At 63.3% G+C, this 16,934-nt stretch carries 10 protein-coding genes and 1 pseudogene; 7 read left to right on the top strand and 4 right to left on the bottom strand.

Annotation, left to right across the window (positions count from 1 at the left end):
* Positions 1-12: 12 nt before the first annotated feature.
* The 3 genes and pseudogenes from BM110_RS30055 to BM110_RS04575 form a co-directional block, all read left to right on the top strand.
* Positions 13-1,104: pseudogene (locus tag BM110_RS30055) on the top strand (methyl-accepting chemotaxis protein); the annotation flags it as partial.
* A complete protein-coding gene (locus BM110_RS30050; protein WP_371914362.1) occupies positions 1,081-2,010 on the top strand; it encodes a methyl-accepting chemotaxis protein in 930 nt (309 codons plus the stop codon). The pseudogene BM110_RS30055 and the gene BM110_RS30050, both read left to right, overlap by 24 nt.
* 125 nt (positions 2,011-2,135) lie before the next feature.
* A complete protein-coding gene (locus BM110_RS04575; protein ID WP_092240664.1) occupies positions 2,136-2,567 on the top strand; it encodes a hypothetical protein in 432 nt (143 codons plus the stop codon).
* Here BM110_RS04575 and BM110_RS04570 read toward each other — a convergent pair.
* Positions 2,514-3,290, bottom strand: coding sequence for a TatD family hydrolase (locus tag BM110_RS04570; protein WP_093512527.1), 777 nt, complete (start codon positions 3,288-3,290; stop codon positions 2,514-2,516). The genes BM110_RS04575 and BM110_RS04570 overlap by 54 nt on opposite strands.
* Positions 3,291-3,292: 2 nt before the next feature.
* Positions 3,293-4,288, bottom strand: a complete 996-nt coding sequence (gene cra / locus BM110_RS04565; RefSeq protein ID WP_071491092.1) for a catabolite repressor/activator — start codon at positions 4,286-4,288, stop codon at positions 3,293-3,295.
* Positions 4,289-4,583: 295 nt separating this feature from the next.
* Between cra and ptsP the strand changes: the two genes are divergently transcribed.
* The 4 genes from ptsP (at position 4,584) to BM110_RS04545 (ending at position 11,803) form a co-directional block, all read left to right on the top strand.
* Positions 4,584-7,442 (top strand): phosphoenolpyruvate--protein phosphotransferase, encoded by a 2,859-nt coding sequence (ptsP, locus tag BM110_RS04560; protein WP_093512525.1) that lies wholly within the window; start codon positions 4,584-4,586, stop codon positions 7,440-7,442.
* Positions 7,443-8,363: a 1-phosphofructokinase gene (gene pfkB, locus BM110_RS04555; protein ID WP_092240670.1), complete on the top strand. Its 921-nt coding sequence runs from the start codon at positions 7,443-7,445 to the stop codon at positions 8,361-8,363.
* 11 nt (positions 8,364-8,374) lie between these two features.
* Positions 8,375-10,078 (top strand): PTS fructose-like transporter subunit IIB, encoded by a 1,704-nt coding sequence (locus BM110_RS04550; protein ID WP_092240672.1) that lies wholly within the window; start codon positions 8,375-8,377, stop codon positions 10,076-10,078.
* Between the two features lie 183 nt (positions 10,079-10,261).
* The gene (locus BM110_RS04545; protein WP_093512523.1) at positions 10,262-11,803 is read left to right on the top strand and encodes an alkaline phosphatase D family protein; all 1,542 of its coding nucleotides are present in this window, start codon (positions 10,262-10,264) and stop codon (positions 11,801-11,803) included.
* Positions 11,804-11,875: 72 nt separating this feature from the next.
* Here BM110_RS04545 and BM110_RS04540 read toward each other — a convergent pair whose 3' ends face one another.
* Together BM110_RS04540 and BM110_RS04535 are read right to left on the bottom strand one after the other, a co-directional pair.
* Entirely contained in the window at positions 11,876-14,401 is a 2,526-nt protein-coding gene (locus BM110_RS04540) for a sulfite reductase flavoprotein subunit alpha (protein ID WP_093512520.1), read from the bottom strand.
* Positions 14,402-14,537: 136 nt separating this feature from the next.
* Positions 14,538-16,823, bottom strand: a complete 2,286-nt coding sequence (locus tag BM110_RS04535) for a TonB-dependent receptor (protein WP_093512518.1) — start codon at positions 16,821-16,823, stop codon at positions 14,538-14,540.
* Positions 16,824-16,934 lie beyond the last annotated feature (111 nt).

The raw sequence follows: 16,934 nt of genomic DNA, 5'->3' as shown, positions 1-16,934 counted from the left end.
GCCGTCGCCTTGATGAATCGCCTGAGCTTCGGCATGAAGTTCAGCCTGATCAGCGTATTGTTCCTGCTGCCGATGCTGGCAACCAACTATTACTTGGTGCGTGACTCATGGCGTGAATTCCAGGGCACTCGCGTCGAACTGCAAAGCCTCGATTTACTTGGCAGCAGCCTGGCCCTGCGCCGCGATCTGGAAACCCTCAACAACCAGGTACAGATCAACGCCACCCTCGGCCAGTCCGGCAAGGCCGGCGATCTTGACGGCAAGATCAGCGCCCTGGAACAAAGCGTGCTCAACCGCCTGCAGGGCCTCAACGCTAAGGCCACCGAGCCCGAGCAGATTGCGGCTTTCAATGCCAAGCGCGACGAGTTGATTTCGGCCTTCAAGACCCAGCAACAGGAAACGTCGCTGCTGAGCAAAAGTGCATTGATCGGCAAGTTGCTCAACAAGGCGCAGATGCTCAGCCAGATCGTCGCCAGCCAATCCGGGCTCAGCCGAGACGCCCAGAGTGACCTGCGCCAACTCAGCGAGCTGATCACCAGCGTCACCCCGCAAGTCACCCAGGCCCTGGGCGAAGGCCGGGCGATGGGCGCGTATTCCCTGGGCCAGGGTTTTCTCAATTCTTCGTCAAGCACACGGTTTGACGAGCTTTTACAGCAACTGGAAAAACTCCAGGCCGAATATGGCCTGAAGTTGCAGGATGCCCTGGGCTCCAGTACCGCAGCCCACGCGGCACTCGACAACCTCGCCACGGCCAGCAACGCCAGCCTCAAGCATGGCAGCGAGTTGTTTGAAGAGCAGGTGGTGATGGCCGAAACGCTCGACGCACCCTGGCAGGGCTTCTACGACGGCGTCAGCCAGTTGATGGCCCAGACCTATCAGATGGATGACGCCACCCTGGCGTTCCTCGGACAGCAGTTGGAGCAACGCCTGGCGCAAAACCGCACGCACATGGTGGTGCTCGTGTCGGCCCTGAGCGCCGTGTTCTTGCTGATCTTCTATTTGTACGCCGGTTTCTACGCGTCCACCCGCACCACGCTGCGGCGCCTGGGGGCGATGATGGACAAGGTGGCGGCCGGCGACATGACCGTCACTTTTGTTGCGCATAGTCGCGATGAGTTGGGCGACCTGGGCCAGGTGTTCAACGGCACCGTGGCGAAGATCCATGACCTGATCGAGCGCGTCGGGCACACCGTCAGCCAGGTCGAGCTCCAGGCCGGCCAGGTGGAAACGATCTCGGCTCAGAGCAACCAGGCGGTGTCCGGGCAGCGTAGCCAGATCGAGCAGGTGGCAACGGCCATGAACCAGATGTCGTCCACTGCCCAGGAAGTCGCGCGCAGCGCGGCGGCGGCAGTCAGCAGTGCACACAGTGTCAATGATGAAACCGTCAGTGGCCGTGGCCTGGTGCAATCCCAGCAGGGCAGCATCGCGCGGCTGGCCTCGGAGATCGATGAGTCGGTACGGGTGATCAACCAGTTGGCCACTGACAGCCAGTCCATCAGCAGCGTACTGGAGGTGATCAAAAGCATTGCCGAGCAAACCAACCTGCTGGCACTCAATGCGGCCATCGAAGCCGCGCGTGCCGGTGAACAGGGGCGTGGTTTTGCAGTGGTGGCCGACGAGGTGCGCACCCTGGCCCGGCGCACTCAGCATTCCACTGAAGAAATCGAACAGATGATCAGCCGCCTGCACAGCGGTGTGGCAGCCGCCGTGAAAACCATGGGCACCAGCCATTCCATGGCCAGTGGCACGGTCGGGCAGTCGGAAAAGGTCCAGCAGGCACTGGAAAATATTCTTGGCGCCGTGGGCATGATCGTCGACCAGAACCAGCAGATTGCCGCCGCCGTGGAGCAACAGACCGCCGTCGCCCACGACATTGACCAGAACATCGTCGAAATCAACCGCGCCGGCGAGCATGCGGCCCAGGGCGCACACCAGACCGAAGCGGCGAGCCGGCAGCTATCGATGCAGGTGATTGAGTTGAAGCAATTGATCGGTGCGTTTCGAGTGTAGGAAATGTAGGTAGGGCGTATTGCTTGCCGGTGTAGCGCTTGTCCTGATTTCCGTGCGTGTCTTTTCTGGCTGGGTGAATGGGTGAGAATTTGTTTCAGACAAATTCAAGTTCAGGGAGCACGGCGATGACCATTGCGGTCGGCATCAAAGGGCATTGCGCCCATTGTGATATCAGGTTTGAACTCAAGCCTTGGCAGTTGAATGCCATCGCCATCGAAGAGCCCTTCGATTGCCCGTATTGCCAGCAGTTCCTGCAGTTGAGTTGCCCTCGGCAATTGCGGGCGTTCAAGTTGTTGGGGCATTGGGCGCTGGTGCAGCCGAGCATGGCGGTGTTCACCTGCATGGTGCTGATCGTGGCACTGGTCACAGAATGGGTGGGGTTGATCACGGTAGTCGGGCAGTTCAACGTGTCACTGCTGGTGCTGCTGGTGCATTTCCTGGCGCTGCGCTATGCCCGTTACCGGCAGCGGATCACGTTGGATCTGCAAGTGGTCGCGCCAGTCTTACCAATTGAACAGCTCGCACGCATTGCGTGTGCTCGCCTCAGCCAACGATAGCGGGCTGATGCCCATGCGCTCGGCCAGGGCGGTGCAGATGGCCGGCAGGTGTTCGGGGCTGTTGCGTTGGCCCGGGAACATGGCCGGCGCCATATCGGGTGAGTCGGTTTCCAGCACCACCGCGTCCAGCGGCAGTTGCGCCAGCACCTTGTGCATGCGCAAGGCCTGGGGCCAGGTGGGGGCGCCGCCCAACCCCAATTTGAAGCCGAGCTTGATGTACTCGCGAGCCTCTTCGAGGCTGCCGGCAAACGCATGGATGATGCCGCCGCGGGGCAGGCGGATGCGCTTGAGGGTGGCGATCACGGCGGCGTGGCTGCGGCGCACGTGCAGCAACGCCGGCAGTTGGACGTCCACGGCCAGTTTGAGTTGGGCTTCAAACAGGCTTTGCTGGCGTTCGCGGTCCAGTTGTTCGAGGAAGTAATCCAGGCCTATTTCCCCCACGGCGCACAGTTGCCGATGGCCGTGCAGGCGCATCAACCAATCGCCCAACGCCGTCAGGTCAACTGGGCGATGATCGTCGAGGTACACCGGGTGCAGGCCAAAGGCGGCGAACAAACCTTCGTCCGCTTGCACCAGGTCCCACACTCTTTGCCAATTCTGCTGATACACCCCCAACACCACCATGCGCCGCACGCCCAGCGCTCGGCTGTGGGCGAGGACTTCCCGGCGATCGCTGTCGAAATCCGGGAAGTCCAGGTGCGTATGGGTGTCGATCAGCTCCACGCTCAAGCCTCGTGAATACGCTGCTTGAACGTCCGGCCGATGGCATGCACGCCGGGTTGATACTGTTCTTCTTCGATCGCCGCCAGGGCCAGGCGCAGGGCGGTATCGGCGATCAGTTGATGCTGCTGGGCCATGGCGTTGACCGGCAGCGGCAGGAAGTCCAGCAACTGGGTATCACCAAAGGTACCCAGGCGCAGCGGGCGCGACTTGAGCGGGAAGTCATGCAGTGCGTCGAACACGCCTTGCAGCAGCACGTAGGACGTGGTTACCAGCGCGTCAGGCAAATGCCCCAGTCGCTGGAGAAGTTGCTCCATCAGCTGTCGGCCGCAATCGCGACTGAAGGCTTCTGCGTGTTCAACGATCACCTCGCCGGTGAACCCGGCAAGGGCTTCACGGAAACCAGCGGCACGTTCCTGGCTGATGCTCAGCTCGGGTCGTGCGCCGATCAGCACGATCTGCTTGGGCAACGGTTGCAGCAGGCTGCTGGTCAATTGCTGGCACGCCTGGCGGTCGTCGCTGACCACCGAACAGAACTGATCCGCACCCATCACCCGGTCGATGGCAATCACCGGCAACCCCTTGGCTTGCAGCTCGCGATAACTGTCATCGCTGGCCGGCAGGCAACTGGCGACGAACAGCGCATCACAACGCCGCGCGCGGAACAGTTGCAGCAACTGGCGTTCGCTGTCGGCGTCGTCGTCGGAGCTGGCGATCAGCAACTGATAGCCCCGCGCCCGTGCGCCTTGCTCCAGGAGCTTGGCGATGCGTGCGTAACTGGGGTTTTCCAGATCGGGCAGGATGAAACCCAGGGTGCGCGTGTGCCGACTGCGCAGCCCGGCGGCCTGTGGGTTAGGAGTAAAGCCATGGGCTTCGACGACAGCCCGCACCCGTTCGACGGTGGCGTTGCTGATGCGTTGCTGTTCGGCCTTGCCGTTGATGACGTAGCTGGCGGTGGTCACGGACACACCGGCCAGACGGGCGATATCACTGAGTTTCAAACCGGGATTTCCTTGTTTTCTGGAGCTTGCCCCCGACATTTTGTCCAATCGTAACCGATTCCAGCACTCGACTAATGTCTCAGCTCAAGTGCCGAGTGGTTGTTCAAGGATGCGCAATTAACGCGTAATCTGCCATAAATTCTAGATTAAACGTTTCAGCCAGCGTATTTTTACGACGTTCGCGACTGAGTAGCTACTGCCAACTGACTGCTCAGTCAGCTATTGATGCACACCCATTACACTGTTTGTTTAAAACAATACCTAGTGCGGTCACCGCACTAACTAGGAGAACGGCATGCTTGAGCTCACTGTAGAGCAGATTTCCATGGGCCAGGTGGCTGTGGATAAATCTGCTGCCTTGCACCTGCTCGCTGACAAACTGGTGGCTGATGGCCTGGTCGCCGAGGGTTATCTCAGTGGCTTGCAGGCCCGTGAAGCCCAGGGCTCGACCTTTCTCGGCCAAGGTATTGCCATCCCCCACGGCACCCCCGAAACCCGCGACCAGGTGTTCTCTACCGGCGTGCGCCTGCTGCAGTTCCCCGAAGGGGTGGACTGGGGCGACGGCCAGATCGTGTACCTGGCCATTGGCATTGCCGCCAAATCCGACGAACACCTGCGCCTGTTGCAACTGCTCACCCGTGCCCTTGGTGAAACCGACCTGGGCCAGGCATTGCGCCGTGCCGGAAGCGCCGAAGTCCTGCTGAAACTGCTGCAAGGCGCACCGCAGGAACTGGCGCTGGATGCACAGATGATCAGCCTGGGTGTGTCCGCCGACGACTTCGAAGAGTTGGTCTGGCGCGGCGCACGCCTGTTGCGCCAGGCCGATTGTGTGAGCAATGGTTTCGCCGCCGTGTTGCAGCAGGTTGACGCGCTGCCCCTGGGCGATGGCCTGTGGTGGTTGCACAGTGAACAGACCGTCAAGCGCCCGGGCCTGGCGTTTGTCACCCCGGACAAGCCCATGCGTTACCTCGGCCAGCCGCTCCATGGCCTGTTCTGTCTGGCCAGCCTCGGTGAAGCCCACCAAGCGCTGTTGGAGCGCCTGTGCGCCTTGCTCATCGAAGGTCGCGGCCAGGAACTGGGCCGCGCCACCAGCAGCCGAGCCGTGCTCGAAGTGCTTGGCGGCGAACTGCCTCCGGACTGGCCCAGCGCCCGCGTCACCCTGGCCAACGCCCATGGCCTGCATGCACGCCCGGCGAAGATCCTCGCGCAGTTGGCGAAAAGTTTTGACGGCGACATCCGCGTGCGCATCGTTGACGGCCCGGTCGGCGCCGTGTCGGTGAAAAGCCTGAGCAAGCTGTTGAGCCTCGGCGCACGGCGTGGCCAGGTGCTGGAGTTTGTCGCCGAGCCGACGATTGCCGGTGATGCGCTGCCCGCGTTGCTCGCCGCTGTGGAGGAAGGCCTCGGTGAAGAGGTCGAGCCGCTACCGACGGTCAGCGTCCAACCGGCAGCCCTGGATATCGAGCCGGTTGTCAATGCGCCGACCAGCGGCAGCCAGGTCCAGGCCATTGCCGCCGCACCGGGCATCGCTATTGGCCCCGCGCATATCCAGGTTCAGCAAACGTTCGATTACCCCCTGCGCGGCGAATCCTCCGCTATTGAGCGCCAGCGCCTGCACAGTGCCCTGGGCGAAGTGCGCCGCGACATCCAGGGCCTGATCGAACGCAACCCTTCCAAGGCGATCCGCGAGATTTTCATCACCCACCAGGAAATGCTCGACGACCCGGAACTCACCGACGAAGTCGACACCCGCCTCAAGCAAGGCGAGAGCGCCGAAGCCGCGTGGATGAGTGTGATCGAAGCGGCCGCCAGGCAGCAGGAATCGTTGCAGGACGCCTTGCTCGCCGAGCGCGCCGCCGACCTGCGTGACATCGGCCGCCGTGTATTGGCGCAACTGTGCGGCGTCGAAACCGCCCAGGAGCCGAGCGAGCCCTACATTCTGGTGATGGACGAGGTCGGTCCGTCGGACGTGGCGCGTCTTGATCCCGCGCGCGTCGCCGGCATCCTCACCGCCCGAGGCGGCGCGACGGCCCACAGCGCCATCGTCGCCCGTGCCCTCGGTATCCCGGCGCTGGTCGGCGCCGGCCCGGCGGTGTTGCTGCTGGCCTCCGGCACCCCCTTGCTGCTGGATGGCCAGCGCGGTCGCCTGCATGTCGACCCCGATGCCGCCACCCTGCAACGCGCCACGGTCGAGCGCGACACCCGCGAACAACGCTTGCAAGCCGCTTCGGCGCAACGCCATGAACCGGCGCTGACCCGCGACGGCCATGCCGTGGAAGTGTTCGCCAATATCGGCGAAAGCGCTGGGGTTGCCGGCGCGGTGGAACAGGGCGCCGAAGGCATCGGCCTGCTGCGCACCGAACTGATTTTCATGGCCCACCCGCAGGCGCCGGACGAAGCCACCCAGGAGGCCGAATACCGCCGCGTGCTCGACGGTCTTGGCGGTCGCCCGCTGGTGGTGCGTACTCTCGATGTGGGCGGCGACAAACCGTTGCCGTATTGGCCGATTGCCGAGGAAGAAAACCCCTTCCTTGGCGTGCGCGGCATCCGTCTCACCCTGCAACGCCCGCAGATCATGGAAGCACAATTGCGCGCGCTGTTACGGTCCGCCGATAGCCGCCCGCTGCGCATCATGTTCCCCATGGTCGGCAGCGTCGACGAATGGCGTGCCGCCCGTGATATGACCGAGCGCCTGCGCCTGGAAATCCCGGTGGCGGACCTGCAACTGGGGATCATGATCGAAGTGCCCTCGGCGGCCTTGCTCGCGCCGGTGTTGGCCAAGGAAGTGGATTTCTTCAGCGTCGGCACCAACGACCTGACCCAGTACACCCTGGCCATCGACCGTGGTCACCCCACCTTGTCCGCCCAGGCCGATGGCCTGCACCCGGCGGTGCTGCAACTGATCGACATCACCGTGCGCGCCGCCCATGCCCATGGCAAATGGGTCGGAGTGTGCGGCGAGCTGGCGGCGGACCCGCTGGCGGTGCCGGTGCTGATCGGCCTGGGTGTGGATGAGTTGAGCGTGTCGGCCCGCAGCATTCCGGAAGTGAAGGCGCGGGTGCGTGAATTCAGTCTGAGCGAGGCCCGGGGCCTGGCGCAACAAGCACTGGCGGTGGGCTCGCCCGCCGAAGTGCGTGCCCTAGTGGAGGCCGTGTAGATGGCAAGGATTCTGACCCTGACGCTGAACCCGGCGTTGGACCTGACGGTGCGCCTGGCGCACCTGGAACCGGGTGAAGTGAACCGCAGCGAAACCCTGCTGACCCATGCCGCCGGCAAGGGTGTGAATGTGGCGCAGGTGCTGGCGGATTTGGGCCATCAGGTGAGCGTGGGCGGTTTCCTCGGCGAGGCGAACCCCCAGGCCTTCGAGGCACTCATCGCCCGCCGTGGGTTTGGTGACGCGTTCATTCGCGTGCCGGGCGAAACCCGCAGCAATATCAAGATTGCCGAACAGGACGGCCGGGTCACCGATATCAATGCGCCGGGGCCGGTGGTCAGTGACGCGGCGCAAGCCGCGCTGCTCAAGCGCATCGCCGACATCGGTGCGCAATTCGATGCGGTGGTGGTGGCCGGCAGCCTGCCGCGTGGCATCAGCCCGCAGTGGTTCCAGGGGCTGTTGGAGCAACTGAAAAACCTCGGGTTGAAAGTCGCCCTGGACACCAGCGGCGAAGCACTGCGCGCCGGTTTGAAGGCGGGGCCTTGGATGGTCAAGCCCAACACTGAAGAACTGGCCGATGCCCTGGGGCATGCCCCAGATGCAATCAGCCAACTGCATCGGCAAGGCGTGGAACATGTGGTGGTTTCCGATGGCGCTGCCGGTGTCACTTGGTACCGCCCAGGCGCGGCGTTGCAGGCCACGCCGCCAAAGGTGACGGTGGCCAGTACCGTCGGCGCCGGTGACTCGCTGCTGGCCGGCATGCTGCACGGCCTGCTCAGCGGCGATACCCCGGAACAGACCTTGCGCCGTGCCACGGCAATTGCCGCCATGGCCGTGACGCAGATCGGTTTTGGCATCAGCGATGACGCGCAGTTGGCGCGCCTCGAAAGCGGCGTCCACGTGCGCACGCTGACAGAACAATAAGAGGGTTTGTGATGAAGTTAGCCATTGTTACTGCCTGCCCGAACGGCATGGTCACCAGTGTGCTGTGCGCCCGCTTGTTGGACGCCGCGGCGCAGCGCCAGGGCTGGAGTACCAGCGTTGAAGTGGTGGATGTGCAGCGCCCGGAGCGCCAATTGTCCCAGTCGGTCATCGACGACGCCGAATGGGTGTTGCTGGTCAGCAGCACCCCGGTGGAGATGCAGCGCTTTGTCGGCAAGCGCGTGTTCCAGAGCACACCAGCCCAGGCGTTGGCGGATGTCGACGCCGTATTGCGCCGTGGCGCCGAAGAGGCGCAGGTGTATGTCGCGGCTGAAGCCCCGGCCAGGAACGCGCCGCGCATCGTTGCGATCACCGCCTGCCCGACCGGCGTCGCCCATACCTTCATGGCTGCCGAAGCCTTGCAGCAGACAGCCAAGCGCCTGGGGTATGACTTGCAGGTCGAAACCCAGGGCTCGGTCGGTGCCCGTACGCCATTGAGCGCCGAAGCAATCGCCAATGCCGATGTGGTGTTGTTGGCCGCCGATATCGAAGTCGCCACCGAGCGCTTTGCCGGCAAGAAGATCTACCGGTGCGGCACCGGTATTGCGCTCAAGCAGTCCGAAGCCACCCTCAACAAGGCCCTTGCCGAGGGTGCGGTGGAAAGCGCGGCCAGCGGCGCGGTGGCCAAGCCGGAAAAAACCGGCGTGTACAAACACCTGCTCACCGGTGTGTCGTTCATGTTGCCGATGGTGGTGGCAGGCGGGTTGTTGATCGCCTTGTCGTTCGTGTTCGGCATTCACGCCTTTGAACAGGAAGGCACCCTGGCGGCTGCGCTGAAAACCGTCGGCGACCGCGCCTTCATGCTGATGGTGCCGCTGCTGGCGGGCTACATCGCCTACTCGATTGCCGACCGTCCGGGCATCGCGCCGGGCATGATTGGCGGCCTGCTGGCCGGCACCCTGGGTGCAGGATTTATCGGTGGCATCTTCGCCGGTTTCCTCGCGGGCTATTGCGTCAAGTTGATCACCCGCGCAGTGAAATTGCCGCAGAGCCTGGAGGCGCTCAAGCCGATCCTGATCATCCCGTTGCTGGCGAGTCTGTTCACCGGCCTGGCGATGATCTACCTGGTGGGGCCGCCGGTCGCGCGCATGCTGGTGGGGCTGACTGATTTTCTCAGCACCATGGGCACGACCAATGCGGTACTGCTGGGCATCCTGCTGGGCGGCATGATGTGTGTCGACCTGGGCGGGCCGATCAACAAGGCGGCCTACGCATTCTCCGTCGGCCTGCTGGCGGCCCACAGCGGCGCGCCGATGGCCGCGACCATGGCGGCCGGCATGGTGCCGCCGATCGGCATGGGCATCGCCACGTTCCTGGCACGCCGCAAGTTCGCCCAGACCGAACGCGAAGCGGGCAAGGCGGCGATGATCCTCGGCTTGTGCTTCATTTCCGAAGGCGCGATCCCGTTTGCCGCGAAGGACCCGTTGCGCGTGATTCCGGCCAGTATCGCCGGCGGTGCATTGACCGGTGCCCTGTCCATGTACTTCGGCTGCGTACTGGCGGCGCCCCATGGTGGCCTGTTTGTGCTGGTGATCCCGAATGCGATGAACCATGCATTGCCGTATCTGCTGGCGATTGTCGCCGGCAGCCTGCTGACCGGCCTGGTCTACGCGTTGATCAAACGCCCCGAAGCGCAAGAACTGACTGTGACCGTCTGACGCGGTGCTGAAAATGTGGGAGGGGGCTTGCCCCCGATAGCGGTGGGTCAGCCATAAGTGTGCTGGCTGACACTCTGCCATCGGGGGCAAGCCCCCTCCCACCGTTGATCGCTGTATAGGTGTCATCTCTGCTTCATCGGGGCGTGCTTTAGTGGCCCTTTTGATACTCAAGAGGGCATCTGCATGAGCCACTTCGATCTCGGCCGCCGCCGCGTGATGCAAGCCGTCGGCGCCGGCCTGTTGTTGCCGGGCCTGGCGCCGGCGGTGATCGCTTCGGTCAAGGACCGGCCGCAGCTCACCGATGGCGTGCAGTCCGGCGACCTGCTCGGCGACCGCGCCATGATCTGGAGCCGCAGCGACCGCCCGGCCAAGATGGTGGTGGAGTGGGACACCCGCAGCGTGTTCAGCAACCCTCGTCGTTTTGTTTCGCCGCTGGCCGACCAGCGCAGCGACTTCACCGCCCGCGTCGAGCTCACCGGGCTGCCTGTCGACCAGGCGATCTTCTACCGCGTGCACTTCGAGGACGCCCAGACCGGCATCGCCAGCGAACCCTGGTTCGGCCACCTGCGCAGCGTGCCGCAACAGCGCCGTGACATTCGTTTTGTGTGGAGCGGCGACACCGTCGGCCAAGGCTTCGGCATCAACCCGGACATCGGCGGCATGCGTATCTACGAAGCCATGCGCCTGCGTCTGCCGGACTTTTTTATCCACAGTGGCGACACCATCTATGCCGACGGCCCGGTGCCCGCGCAGCTCACCGTCGAAGACGGGCGCATCTGGCGCAACATCACCACGGAGGCCAAGAGTAAAGTCGCTGAAACCCTGGAGGAGTATCGCGGCAATTACCGCTACAACCTGATGGATGAAAACGTGCGCCGCTTCAACGCCGAGGTGCCGCAGATCTGGCAGTGGGACGACCATGAAGTGGTGAACAACTGGTCGCCGAGCAAGCAGTTGGATGAGCGTTACCGGGTCAAGGACATCAATACCCTGGTCGGCCGTGCGCGCCAGGCGTGGCTGGAATACTCACCGATGCGCCGCCAGGCAGCGGACGGCGGCGGGCGGATTTATCGCAAGCTCAGCTACGGTCCGCTGCTGGATGTATTCGTGCTGGATATGCGCAGTTATCGCGGGCCCAACGATGACAACCTCGGCGGCGAAAAACCCTTCCTCGGGCGTGCGCAATTGGACTGGCTCAAGCGGGAACTCAAGGGCTCCCAGGCGCAGTGGAAAGTCATCGCCGCCGACATGCCCATCGGCCTCGGCGTGCCCGACGGTGAAGTCAGCCCCGGCGTGCCGCGCTGGGAAGCCATCGCCAACAACGATCCCGGTGCGCCGCAAGGCCGCGAATGGGAAATCGCCGAGCTGCTGGGCTTTCTACGGGCGCAAAACGTGCGCAACCACCTGTGGCTGACCGCCGATGTGCACTACTGCGCCGCGCATCACTACCACCCGGATCGTGCGGCGTTCCAGGATTTCGAACCGTTCTGGGAGTTTGTCGCCGGGCCGTTGAACGCCGGGAGTTTCGGGCCTAATCCGCTGGACAAGACCTTTGGCCCCGAAGTGGTGTTCGAGAAGGCACCGCCGGCGCAGAACACCTCGCCGCTGGCGGGGTTTCAGTTTTTTGGCGAGGTGAACATTGATGGGCAGACGGCGGAGTTGACTGTGGTGCTGCGGGACCTGGATGGCGTCTCGGTGTTCGAACAAAAACTCCAGCCCACCTGACTTGGAATGCATTAAAAATTGTGGGAGGGGTGTAGCCCCCTCCCACAGGTTGAGTGTTGCTCGTTCAGGGGGTCAGTACACGTCGCGGCGATAACGCCCCTGCTCGATCAACCGCGCCACGGCTTCACTGCCGAGGATGTCCACCAGCGCCTGGTCCACCCCCGTCGCCATTCCCTGCAGGCTTCCGCACACATAAATCGCCGCGCCGTCGGCCAGCCATTTACGCAGCACATCCGCTGACTCGCGCAGGCGGTCCTGCACGTAGATCTTCTCTTGCTGATCGCGGGAAAACGCCAGGTCGAGCAACGCCAGATCGCCGCTGGCCAACCAGCCTTGCAGTTCGTCCTGGCACAGGAAGTCATGCTTGATATTGCGCTCGCCAAACAGCAGCCAGTTGCGCTGCTGGCCGTCGGCGATGCGGGCCTTGAGCAGACTGCGCAGGCCCGCCAGGCCGGTGCCGTTGCCCAGCAGGATCAGCGGCACCGGCGCCTGTGGCAGGTGGAACGCACTGTTGCGGCGCAGACGCAGGCTGATGCTCGAACCGAGGGCGGCGTACTCGGTCAGCCAGCCCGAGCCCAGGCCCAGGCTGCCGTCGGGGTGACGTTCCTGGCGCACGATGAGTTCCAGCACGCCATCGCTGGCAATCGAGGCGATGGAGTATTCGCGCATGCCCAGCGGCACCAACGCGTCCACCAGCGCCTGGGCGTGCAGGCCGACCAGGTGCGCGCGATGGGTCGGCAACTGGCGGGTGGCCAGGGCCTGGTCGAGCGTATGCGCCATGCCGTCGATCAATACGCTGTCACTGCCGGCCAGGCCCAGGCCTTCGAGGAAGTGTTCGATGGCCCACGGGCAATTGCGTGGCAGCACTTCCACCAGGTCGCCGGCTTGCCAGCTTTGTGGCGACGGCGAGGTGAGGCCCAGCAGGTAGACGTCCGAGCCGCTGCTGTCGCGGTTGAGCAATGAGCGGTGGCTGAGCGTCCAGTTTTCATATTGGGCCGTCGGCCAGGCGGATGCCGGGGCGTGGCCGGTCAGTTGGCCGAGTTGTTGTTGCCAGTGGAGCAGGGCGGCGGTGTCGCCGCTGTCCACTTCCACGGGCGCAAACAGTGGGTTGCCGCCCTGATGGGTCAGCCAGAAATGCAAGCGGCGGGCAAAGCCGCAGAAATGTTCGTACTGGCGATCACCCAGGGCCAGCACCGAGTAGTTCAGGCCCTTGAGGGACAGGTCCTGGCCGAGCACGCTGCGCTCGAAACCACGGGCATTGTCAGGCGCTTCGCCGTCGCCGAAGGTGCTGACCACAAACAGCGCGTTTTCCGACTGGCGCAGGTCGTCCTGGCTGACGCTGCCCAGGGGCTGCACCTTCACTGGCAGGCCGGCGGCCTGCAATTGCCCGGCCGTTTGCCAGGCAAGCTGTTCGGCGAAACCGCTCTGGCTGGCAAAACCGATCAGCCAGGCCGGGGCGTTACTGGGGTTGGTTGTGAGGCCTTTGCGCGCATCTCGCACCTGGCGTTTTTTGCGCCGGCGGTCCAGGTACAGCAGCCAGCCGGTGATGAAGAACAGCGGCATCAGCACCGAGCTGAGCGTGAGGACAATCCGCCCGATCAAGCCGAAGTAACTGCCGGTGTGCAGCGCATAGACGCTGGTCAGCAGTCTGGAACCGAGGCTTTTGCTGGCGTACTGGTCGTGGGACTTGACCTCGCCGGTGGCCGGGTCGAGGTTGATCTGGTTCAGCGCCCGGTCATGGGGCGAGTTTTTCAACAGGTAGTAGACGATGGCCGGTTGCCCGGCGACCGCTGGCATGCGGATGTTATAGGCGCTCAAGCCTGGGCCGGCGTTGCTGTAGATGCTGCTCCAGATCGCATCGTAGTTGGCCACCGGCGCCGCACCCTCGGGCGCCGGGCCGCGCTTGCGCACCCGTTCGTTTTGCGGGGCGTCGGACAACAGCTTGGTCAGGCCCTGGCTGTACCAGTCGTAGGACCAATACAAGCCGGTCAACGCCGACAGCAGGTAAGCCAGCAGGCACCAGGTGCCGAACACCGAGTGCAGGTCCCAGTTGAAGGCACGGCCCTTTTTGCGCCAGTCCAGCGTCAGCCAGGCCCGCCAGCTCGCCACCTGGCGCGGCCAGCGCAGGTACAGGCCGGAGAGGCAGAAGAACACCAGGATCAGCGTGCACGCGCCGGTGATGTTGCGCCCGGTATCGCCCATCACCAGGAAACGGTGGAACTGCAGCAGAAAGCCGAAGACATCCTGGCCGAGCACGTCGCCCATGTAGTCGCCGGTGTAGGGATCGAAATAGCGCAGTTGGCCACGGCGCTCGCCGGGCGGCGCGGTGAAGAACACGCGGGCGGCGTTGCCGCTTTCGCTTTCGACGAACAGCATGGCCACGGTCTGGCCTTCGGTGGCCTCCAGCTTGCGCACCAGTTCGGCGGGCGGCAGCACACCGGCTTCGCGTTTTTCCACGGTCAGCACGCTGGGGTTGAGCGCCCGCAGTATTTCATCCTGAAACGAGACCGCAGCCCCGCTGATCCCCATCAAGGCCAGCACCAGCCCGGCAGTGATGCCGAAGAACCAGTGCAACTGGAACAGGGTTTTCTTCAACACGTCTGACCGCCTCGTCTATCCGGATATGTAGGGCACGGCGCGCATTATGCCGTGGCTTGTCGAGAAACATTCTGTTTTACACGCAAAAGCCCCACGCATCCGATGCGTGGGGCCCTGTGCTGCGCGGCGCTGCTGCTTAAAAATGGAAGCTGGTGGTCAACAGGGCCGTACGACCGGCCGCCTGGTTGGCGAAGTGTGTCGAGAAGGCCTTGTCGTAGTAAACCTTGTCGGTCAGGTTTTGTACGTTCAGTTGCAGGTCGATGTTCTTGGTCAGTTTGTAGCTGGCCATGGCATCGTAGCGGGTGTAGGACGGTACATAGACGGTGTTGCCGGCGTCGCCATAAACCTGGTCGACGTAGAACGCACCGCCACCGAGGGTGAGCTTGGAGGTGACGTCGTAAGTGGTCCACAGGCTGAAGGTGTTCTTCGGCGTATTCGGCATCTGGTTGCCTTTGTTCGAACCCGCGCTGACGACACCGTTACGCCCGTTGAGGCCGGATTTGACCAGCTCGCTGTCCAGGTAGCTGTAGCCGGCGAACACTTGCCACTGGTCGGTGATCTTGCCGCTGGCAGACAGTTCCAGGCCGTCGACCTGGGATTCGCCGGCGTTCTGATAGGTGAGCGCGTCCACGAGGATACGGGTGTTTTTCTTTTCGGTGCGGAACACCGCAGCGGTGAGGGACAGGCGATCGTGGAACAGGTCCCACTTGGTGCCCAACTCGTAGTTGACGGTTTCTTCGGGCTGCAGGTCGCTGGTGGCGGCACCGGCTGAGAGTGGGTTGCCGTCCGACCCTTCACCGACCAGGCCACCGGCAGGTGTCGCCGATGTGGCGTAGGACGCATAGATGCTAGCGTTTTCCACTGGCTTCCAGACCAGGCCGGCCTGCCAGTTGAAGAACTGGCTGTCTTCCTTGATTTTGCTGCGGCCGGTGGCCGAGTCGGTGTTGGCCACGGTGTCGAAGGTGTCGTAGCGCAGGCCGACGTTCAGCAACCATTTGGGGTCCAGCTCGATGGTGTCGAATACATAAGCGCCACGGCTGGTGGCCTTGGTGGCGGTGCCGTAGTAGTTGCGGGCGATGCTGCCGGTCCAGGCGTCATCCGGGTTCGGATTGCTCAGGGAGGTGCACTGGCCGCCCAGGCTGCCTTTGGCCACGGTGCACACTGGATTGGCGTTGGGGCTGATGGTGTAGCTGCTGACGCGGGTTTCTTCACCGGTGAACTCCAGGCCGGTGGAGTAGCTGTGCTTGAAACCCAGGGCCTGGAACGTGCCGAACAGGTCGGTCTGATTGGTGGTGGTGGTCGTGGTCGAAACCCGGCTATTGGCGCGACGCCACACGGTGCCGTAGCGGTTGACGTTGAACTTGCTGTCGTCCGGCTGGGTAAGAATGTAGTCCTGGCCGGTGCTGCCATGGCGCAGGGTATTTTTCAGCGTCATGGTGTCGTTCAGGTCGTGCTCGATGGAGAACGTACTGATATCGGCGCGGGTCTTGCGGAAGTCGCGGTCCTTCAAACCGTAGAAATTATTGCTGTCGCCGCCATCGTTGGGCTTGTCATGCACATGGGCGGTGGCGGTCGACGAACCATAGCCGTAGGGAATCCCCGAATCCGGCAGGTCGTTGCTTTCCAGGTGGTAGTAGCTGAGGTTGACGCGGGTCGGGGTACCCAGGCCAAAGGTCAGCGACGGTGCCACGCCCCAACGGTCGTAATTGACCGCGTCGCGGCCAGCCACGTTCTGTTCATGGCTCATCAGGTTCAGGCGGAACGCGGCGCTGTCATCAAGGAACTGGCGGTTTACGTCGAGTACGTAGCGGCGGGTCTGGTCGGAACCGTAGGTGAAGCCGCCGTTGGTGAAGTCCCGCGCTTGTGGGGTCTTGCTCACCAGGTTGAGGCTGCCGCCGGCTGAACCGCGACCGCCGAACGAAGAGTTCGGGCCTTTGCTGACTTCAATCGACTCGATGTCGAAGATCTCACGGCTCTGGCCACCGGTGTCGCGCACGCCGTCCAGGTAGGTGTCGCCCTGGGCATCAAAACCGCGGATGAACGGGCGGTCGCCCTGGGGGTTGCCGCCTTCGCCCGCGCCAAAGGTGATGCCCGGCACGGTGCGCAAGGCATCCTGCAACGAGGTGGCGGCGGTGTCCTTGAGGACTTGTTGCGGCACCACGGTGACCGAGCGCGGGGTATCCACCAGCGGTGCGGTGTATTTCTGCGACGAGGCTTTTTCGACCTGGTAGGAGGTGTTGTCCTGCGTTTCCCCGGTGATGCTGGTGGCGCCCAGGGAAATGCTGTTGCGCTGGCCTTTTTGTTCAGTGTCTTCGGCAGCTTGTGCCAGATGGGCGACAGAGCTGGCGCTGAGGGCAACGCCGATGGCTGAAGCCAGCATGCGTGGTGAACCGGCAGGTATTTTTGTAGTGGTGCGCGACATGACGTGTCCTTTCCCCAAGGATGTGAGGTCGCGGAATATAGGGTGAACAAGACTTTCTATCAATTGCGATACATTGCTAATTGCATTGAATTTACATTCTTTACACTTTTT

Source organism: Pseudomonas sp. NFPP28 (assembly GCF_900115535.1).
GTDB classification, from domain to species: Bacteria; Pseudomonadota; Gammaproteobacteria; order Pseudomonadales; family Pseudomonadaceae; genus Aquipseudomonas; species Aquipseudomonas extremorientalis.
Note: the sequence above shows the minus strand (reverse complement) of the source record. Positions and strands in the feature narration are given on the sequence as shown.